A 6,397-nucleotide genomic window follows, 5' to 3' on the forward strand; every position below is an offset into this window, starting at 1 on the left:
GGATGACCGTCACGGCACGCACTCGACTATGATCATCAGTCAACTGCCTACCGATCAGTGGTATGCCGCCATCGGTGATAACACCCTGGCTGACGCCATCCTGGACCGGCTCATGCACAACGCCCATCGCTGGGCTCTGAAGGGGGAATCGATGAGAAAACGACTTCAGGAAATTGACTGAACGTGAACACCCGGAGTAAAAACTCCGGTGGGTGATGCGTTAAGAAAAATGGTGTTCACGTTCAACCGGTATGGGTGTTCACGTTCGCCGGAATACGCACCTATCCTTGTTGGGTTGAGCAGAGGGCTTCAGAGTTCTATCCAGAGATCAGTCGTTGCGCCAGGTCTGAGCGTCATCTTTGTGCGGGTAGGTATCACTCGTCAGCACCCTTACTAGACGAGAATCGCGGGCGGTTGGCCTTGTAGTACTCAATTATGCTGCTTCGAATCCCATAATTTTTCATAAACTTGATACATTCTGAATGTCCGCTTTGCGACCTTTACTGACGTTGCTCCCGTATTAGGTCTCCCCTTAGTTGGAAACAGAAACGGCTTCACTAGAGCCATTGGAAGCGTAAAGGGTACCGGGTGAGCCGGCTTTTATCCGAAATTTGACGGTAGCGGAGCTTTATCTTCGAAATTCTGGTACTTCCAATGACGGACTCAAACCGTGGTCTCTGAATTCAATAGAATCACGGGGGGCGACTTATTTTGTCGCGAGATTATTTCGATTGTTGTCGAGATTCCTATCCAGTGCTTCGGCGCTGCGCTGGCAGATTTCTCTAAGGCGCTCTGCGCTCGGCCTAAACTGACTGCGAATAGCTCTAGCCTCCTCGAAGTCGCCGATGGTTTTCATCATTTGCTCAAATAGTTCAACACCTATGACGTATCCAAGAACATTACCATCGCTATGCACCGCTGTAGGTTTTTCGCGAAAATATTGCATTGGATTGGAAGTAAGGTCTCTGACGTCAATCAGTAGTTCGGAATGCTCGTGTCGACCGGACAAATAATTCTCCTTAATGTCGTCGGAATGTTGATACGGGTTTGGCAGTTGAATTGCTAGCGGTTTAGTATTCAGCTATCGGCTCGATAGTAACCGCTCCCGTAAGATCTTGGCCATTGTTCTCCAGCAGAGTAAGTTCACCATCCGGGTGAATTACCTGCTGAAAACATTGGGTATGACGTAACCATCCTTCACTGCACAGCCCACTGAAACTAGCTGGTAGCCCGCCCTCAGTGACATACGGATTTTCTCACAGAATAAGACTGAGATACCGCATCGGTAGTCTTTTATTGACACAGTCTCGGTCATACTCAAAGAACACCATGTTGTCTGTGCGCTCGAGTATGGCGGCGACGCGGTCATGCAGTTTAACGATGGCTTTCATATCACTCCGATAGGCATAAATTTATAGGGGCCCGTGGCTGGTGATTTAGCCAGAGTTAGATTTGTCATGTCGGGATGCGATGGCGTACATCGCCGCCCCGGTGATGCCGACAAGAATCAGTGCAGCGGCAACCACAATCATGGGATGCATGGTTACGACCTCAAAACTAAGTTGGTGAATCCAGTATAACCCCCGTCAGGAATCGAAGGGAGAACTAGGCATTGATCAGCCTCAATACGTTCTTCAGGTCCCGCTGCTTCAAGTGTTGCGGGTGACTGGACGGGTTCCGCGATGAGTGGTTAGAGGATTCTGGATGTCAGCAGATTTTGACAATGGGTCGTTTGGGTCAATATTGGATCCCGCCATAGACCAAAATCGTCCGGGTTAGTTAGGAGCGGCTGGGCCATAAAGAAAGTGAGGCGGAAGCCGAGCAAAGGTCAACTTAATGAGCCATTATGCTCGAGCCCAAATTGGTCGGGCACTGCCAGGGCACCATTTGGGCACAGTCAAACAAAAAAGGCCTGCGTTTTCACGCAAGCCTTTGGAAATAATGGCGCGCCCGATAGGATTCGAACCTATGACCTTTGCCTCCGGAGGGCAACGCTCTATCCAGCTGAGCTACGGGCGCATTCGAAACAACGAGTGCTCGTCAATTTCGAGTGCGCAATCTTACGTGTGCCGGCGGCTTCTGTCCAGCCCCGGCCATTAACCGTTTCGTTCAGATTCGAGGTAGCCGCTGGTCTGGCGTCAGGTTGACCAGGTTTTGCTCGTCGCTGATGGTCACTTCGCCATCCTGAATGCTTACCTGCAAGGTCATGGACCGTTCCGCCAGGGCCGCCAGCGCGGCAGTTTCCTCTGCCGGAAGGTCGACAATAGTAAGGTTGCTAAATCTTTCCAGCTTGTTATGGTGCTTGTCCCACCACACCGGCACCGCACGCCCGCCGTAGGTATAGAGAATGACCTGGTTGGCCTTGTTGCAGGCTTTGCGCAGGCGATCTTCCTCGGGCAGGCCCAGTTCCACCCAGAGTTCGATGTCTCCGGTCAGGGATTTTTGCCAGAGTTCCGGTTCGTCGTCTGTGCTCAGGCCTTTGGTAAATTCCAGGTTATCGTTGGCGTTGAGGGCGAAGGCCAGCAGCCGGATCATCATCCGCTCGTCGGTTTCAGAGGGATGGCGGGCAACGGTCAGATGGTGGTCGGCGTAGTAGTGCCGGTCCATATCGGCGATATGGAGGGTGGCTTTGAAGATGGTGGCTTTCAGTGCCATTGAATGAATAGTCCTGTGGTCTTTGGGCGGGTCAGGGCGTTAGTGTAGAGCATATTGAGCGTGGCGGGGCATAGCAGCATGGTGTTGTTGCGGGGTTTTCTGGTTCTGGTGGTGTTTTTTCTGCTGGGTGAGGCACTGCGGGTACTGGTCGGCCTGCCCATCAGTGGTGGCGTGCTGGGGATGGTGATGGTCACGGCCACTCTGATGTTGAGGGGGCGGGTCAGTGATCAGTTGGCGGAAGCCAGTCGCGGGCTGATCTCGGTGCTGGTGCTGCTGATTTCACCGGGTGTTGTGGGGGTGTTCTTTATTGCCGATCGCTTTGCGGGCCACTGGTTTTCCGTTGCGGTGGCTTTGGTTGCGGGTACCTTGCTGAGTTCCGTGACCACGCTGTGGCTGATGAAGAAAACAGCGGGAGATCGCACCCAGGGGCACAGTCATGACTGAGTTCAACGGACGAATGCAGGATTTGCTGTTGGTCTGGACCACAGGCCCGATGCTTTCCATTGCCCTGACGCTGGCGGCGTTTATGGCGGCAAACTGGTTGTTCGCGAAGGTGGGACGCCCCCTGTGGATGCCGCCGGTATTGATGGCGGCGGTGATTCTGGCGGCGGCGGTGGCGGCCAGTGGTATTGGCTATGAAACCTATCAGCAGGGGGCGCGCTGGTTAACGGTATTGTTGGGCCCGGCGACGGTGGCCCTGGGTGTGCCTTTGTATCAGCAGATGCACCATATTCGCGCGCTCTGGCGGCCAATTCTGTGCACCTTGCCACTGGCGGCCAGTCTGGCGGCTGTCTATGCGGTGGGTATTGCCTGGCTAATGGACGCTCCGCTTTCCATACTGGCGTCGCTGGCGCCGAAGTCGGTTACCGCGCCCATTGCCATGGGTATTGCGGAACAGCTGGGTGGCTCGGTTGCACTCACCCTCGGCGGTCTGCTGATTACCGGCGTACTGGCCTCGGTATTTGTGGACTGGGGTGCCAAATGGATGAAGATTTCCGATGACCGGATGGTGGGTTTTGCCCTGGGGCTTAATGGTCATGCCATTGGCACTGCCCGGGCGTTTGAGATCAGCCCCACGGCGGGCGCTTTTGCCTCCCTGGGGATGGGATTGACGGGTGTGTTTACGGCGCTGTTTTTGCCTTTTGTCTTTCCGTTCTGAGGCTGCTGCTTTTTGGGTCATTCACCATACGAATAGGTCCATGTTGCAATTTCGATTGCCGTAAGGGTTTTCCGAGACTAGCTTGTTTGCCAGGCAATCGGTGCCGTCCTGCACCGATGTTCCGTGAAAATTCCTAAAACAGCGACGGAAAACGCGATGAAAAAAATACTGGCAGCTTTTGTTGGCTCCATGGCCCTGGCGTCTGCGCCTCTGGCCCTGGCAGCCGATGCGACCAAAGAACTGAAAATGGCGTACGACGCCGATCCAGTTACCCTCGATATTCATGAGCAGTTGTCTGGCGGCATTCTGCAGTTGTCTCACATGACCTTTGATCCGCTGTTGCGCTGGACCAAAGATCTGGGTTTCGAGCCCCGCCTGGCAGAAAGCTGGGAGCGTGTGGACGACAAAACCATGCGCTTCAAGCTGCGCGAGGGTGTGAAGTTCCATTCCGGTAACGAACTGACCACGGCCGACGTGAAGTTCACCTTTGAGCGACTGAAGGAAAGCCAGGACTTCAAGGCGATTTTCAAACCCTTCAGCGCCATCAACGTGATCGACGATTACACCTTCGAGCTGGTCACCAGCGAGCCTTACCCTCTGCTGCTGAACACCGCCACCTACATTTTCCCGCTGGACAGTGAGTTCTATTCCGGCCAGACCGAAGATGGCAAAGACAAGGACGCCATCCTCAAGCACGGCAACTCCTTCGCTTCCGAGAACCTGTCCGGCACCGGTCCTTACACGGTAACCGAGCGTAAACAGGGCGTGCGTGTCGAGTTCGAGCGTTTCGATGATTACTGGGATACTGAGTCTCCGGGCAACGTGGGCAAGATCGTGCTGACTCCGATCAAGGAAAACGCTACCCGGGTATCCGCTCTGCTCTCCGGTGGTGTCGACTTCATCGCTCCGGTTCCGCCCAATGATCTGGACCGCATCAAGCGCGACCGCAACAGCGAACTGGTGACCATGAGCGGCACCCGTATCATCCTGTTCCATATGAATCAGGAGCGGGTTGAAGCCTTCAAGAATCCGAAAGTTCGCCAGGCGATCGCCTACGCCATCAACCAGGAAGGCATTGCTGCCAAGATCATGAAAGGCTTTGCCACGCCGGCAGCACAGATGTCGCCAGCGGGTTACCAGGGCCATAACGAAAACCTGAAGCCTCGCTTCGATGTTGAGAAAGCCAAGCAGCTGATGAAAGAAGCCGGCTATGAGGATGGCTTTACCATCACCATGATGGCCCCCAACAACCGCTACGTGAACGACGACAAGATCGCGCAGGCAGCGGCGGCCATGCTGGCGCGCATCAACATCAAGGTGGACCTGAAAACCCTGCCGAAAGCCCAGTACTGGCCGGAGTATGATAACCGTGCCGCCGATATGATGCTGATTGGCTGGCACGCAGACACCGAGGATTCGGCCAACTTCTATGAATTCCTCACCTTCTGCCCGGATGCTGACAGCGGTGATGGCCAGTACAACGCCGGCAACTACTGCAACCCGGAAATCGATGCCCTGGTGGAAAAAGCCAACGTGGAGACCGACCTGGACAAGCGTGCGGCCATGCTGCAGGAAGTGGAACAGCGTCTGTACGACGACGCAGCCTTCGTACCGCTGCACTGGCAGGACCTGGCCTGGGCCTCCCGCAAGGGAGTGAACATCGAGCCGGTGCTCAATGTCATGAACTTCCCCTACCTGGGCGATCTGGTTATCGAATAAGGGGAGCGTGCTCCCTGAGACCCAACCTCTCTCCCGGTGCGGGAGAGAGGCTTTCACGTATTCATCAACGGTAAATCCTTCATGCTAGCGTTTTTGGTTCAGCGGATATCCCAGGCGCTGCTGGTCATGTTTGTGATCAGCATCATCGCCTTTGCCATTCAGGATGGCCTCGGGGACCCGCTTCAGGAAATGGTGGGCATGTCCGTCTCTGCCGAAGAGCGGGAAGCCATTCGCGAGGAGCTGGGGCTGAACGACCCCTTCCTGGTCCAGTACCTGCGGTTTGCGGGTAATGCCATACAGGGCGACCTGGGCAATTCCTATTTTTACAGCAAGCCGGCGCTGGAAGTGATTGCCGAACATCTGCCAGCGACCCTGGAGCTGGTGATCGGCGCCAGCCTGATCATCATCTTCCTGTCGGTCCCCATTGGCGTGTATGCCGCCATCCGACCCCAGGCCTGGCTGTCCAAATTCTTCATGGGCGTGAGTACGGTCGGTATTTCCATACCGGTGTTTCTCACGGCCATTGTTCTGATTCAGTTGTTCTCCATTGGTGTAACGGTCAACTGGTTTCCGGCCGATACCGGTTGGGGCCAGTGGCTCAACGATTTCTTTACCACCGAAGGTGGGCTGCCGTCCTATGGCCGTGGTGATGACCTGGTGCACCTGTTCGGCACCTGGGAATCCGGTCTGTTTACCAGCGAAGGCCTGGCGCACCTGGTGCTGCCTTGCGTGTCGCTGGCATCCATCATGTTGCCGCTGTTTATCCGCCTGATCCGGGCGGAGATGATGGAGGTTCTGCAAAGCGATTACATCCGCTATGCCCGGGCCAAGGGTTTGAGTGCGGGCCGTATCAATTTCCTGCAT

Annotated in this window: 7 protein-coding genes, 1 tRNA gene and 1 pseudogene; 5 read left to right on the forward strand and 4 right to left on the reverse strand. The window is 55.2% G+C overall.

Annotation, left to right across the window (positions count from 1 at the left end):
- Positions 1-181 (forward strand): ATP-binding protein (locus B3Y70_RS07985; RefSeq protein ID WP_288589580.1); only part of this gene is annotated, 181 nt, incomplete at its 5' end.
- Between the two features lie 525 nt (positions 182-706).
- Here the strand turns inward: B3Y70_RS07985 and B3Y70_RS07990 are convergent.
- From B3Y70_RS07990 to B3Y70_RS08000, 4 genes and pseudogenes are all read right to left on the reverse strand, one after another.
- A complete protein-coding gene (locus tag B3Y70_RS07990) occupies positions 707-1,009 on the reverse strand; it encodes a hypothetical protein (protein WP_153740827.1) in 303 nt (100 codons plus the stop codon).
- A 61-nt stretch (positions 1,010-1,070) separates the two neighbouring features.
- Positions 1,071-1,238 (reverse strand): annotated as a pseudogene (locus B3Y70_RS17595) (HipA N-terminal domain-containing protein); the annotation flags it as partial.
- Between the two features lie 704 nt (positions 1,239-1,942).
- Positions 1,943-2,019: transfer RNA gene (locus tag B3Y70_RS07995), tRNA-Arg, on the reverse strand.
- A 90-nt stretch (positions 2,020-2,109) separates the two neighbouring features.
- On the reverse strand, positions 2,110-2,655 hold the full coding sequence (locus B3Y70_RS08000; protein WP_273031258.1) for a YaeQ family protein: 546 nt from the start codon (positions 2,653-2,655) through the stop codon (positions 2,110-2,112).
- Between the two features lie 78 nt (positions 2,656-2,733).
- Here B3Y70_RS08000 and B3Y70_RS08005 point away from each other — a divergent pair, with 78 nt between their 5' ends.
- The 4 genes from B3Y70_RS08005 to B3Y70_RS08020 form a co-directional block, all read left to right on the forward strand.
- The gene (locus B3Y70_RS08005; RefSeq protein WP_023008399.1) at positions 2,734-3,099 is read left to right on the forward strand and encodes a CidA/LrgA family protein; all 366 of its coding nucleotides are present in this window, start codon (positions 2,734-2,736) and stop codon (positions 3,097-3,099) included.
- Positions 3,092-3,814, forward strand: coding sequence for an LrgB family protein (locus B3Y70_RS08010; protein WP_273031256.1), 723 nt, complete (start codon positions 3,092-3,094; stop codon positions 3,812-3,814). The genes B3Y70_RS08005 and B3Y70_RS08010 overlap by 8 nt, the downstream gene beginning before the upstream one ends.
- A gap of 156 nt (positions 3,815-3,970) precedes the next feature.
- Positions 3,971-5,533 carry an ABC transporter substrate-binding protein gene (locus tag B3Y70_RS08015; RefSeq protein ID WP_011783994.1) on the forward strand — a complete coding sequence of 521 codons (1,563 nt, stop codon included), beginning with the start codon at positions 3,971-3,973 and terminating at the stop codon, positions 5,531-5,533.
- Between the two features lie 81 nt (positions 5,534-5,614).
- Positions 5,615-6,397: ABC transporter permease (locus B3Y70_RS08020; protein ID WP_288589582.1), on the forward strand; the 783-nt coding region annotated here is incomplete at its 3' end.

This window comes from Marinobacter sp. UBA5687 (genome assembly GCF_002420325.1).
Taxonomy (GTDB): domain Bacteria; phylum Pseudomonadota; class Gammaproteobacteria; order Pseudomonadales; family Oleiphilaceae; genus Marinobacter; species Marinobacter nauticus.

Coding starts and splice junctions, on each gene's coding strand:
- B3Y70_RS08000 (WP_273031258.1), bottom strand. CDS start 2,655: ATGGCACTGAAAGCCACCATCTTCAAAGCCACCCTCCATATCGCCGAT.
- B3Y70_RS08005 (WP_023008399.1), top strand. CDS start 2,734: ATGGTGTTGTTGCGGGGTTTTCTGGTTCTGGTGGTGTTTTTTCTGCTG.
- B3Y70_RS08010 (WP_273031256.1), top strand. CDS start 3,092: ATGACTGAGTTCAACGGACGAATGCAGGATTTGCTGTTGGTCTGGACC.
- B3Y70_RS08015 (WP_011783994.1), top strand. CDS start 3,971: ATGAAAAAAATACTGGCAGCTTTTGTTGGCTCCATGGCCCTGGCGTCT.